Origin of the sequence: Streptomyces sp. SID14478, from assembly GCF_010548525.1 — a bacterium.
Lineage (GTDB): Bacteria > Actinomycetota > Actinomycetes > Streptomycetales > Streptomycetaceae > Streptomyces.
This window is the reverse complement of record NZ_JAAGMG010000768.1, coordinates 1-392: the sequence shown is the minus strand read 5'-3', so window position 1 is coordinate 392 and position 392 is coordinate 1. Positions and strand designations below refer to the sequence as shown.

The 392-nt window shown below is 77.3% G+C and carries 1 protein-coding gene; it reads right to left on the bottom strand.

The features are described from left to right. The coding region (locus G3I40_RS25195) for a polyketide synthase dehydratase domain-containing protein (protein WP_203644760.1) at positions 1-392 on the bottom strand (392 nt) is incomplete at both ends.

Below are 392 nucleotides of genomic sequence, written 5' to 3'. Positions count from 1 at the left end.
GCGCCGGGCGGCGGCCAGGCGGTGAAGTCGAAGGGCACGGCCCGGGTCGGGGCCGGGGCCGGGGCCGACAGCGTGCCGGCCGCGTGCCGGGTCCATGCGTCCCCGTCGCCGGGGGCGTCCTCGCGCAGGGAGTGGACCTCGACGGGGCGCGCGCCGGTCTCGTCCGTGGCGCCCACGGTGACCAGCACGCGGACGCCGCCCTGCTCCGGCACCACCAGGGGTGCCTCGATGACGAGCTCTTCCAGGACGCCGCAGCCGGCCTCGTCACCGGCGCGGACCGCCAGTTCGACCAGGCCCGTGCCCGGGACGAGGACGACGCCGCCGACGGCGTGGTCGGCCAGCCAGGGATGCGACTTGAGCGAGAGCCGCGAGGTGAACAACAGGCCGTCGGA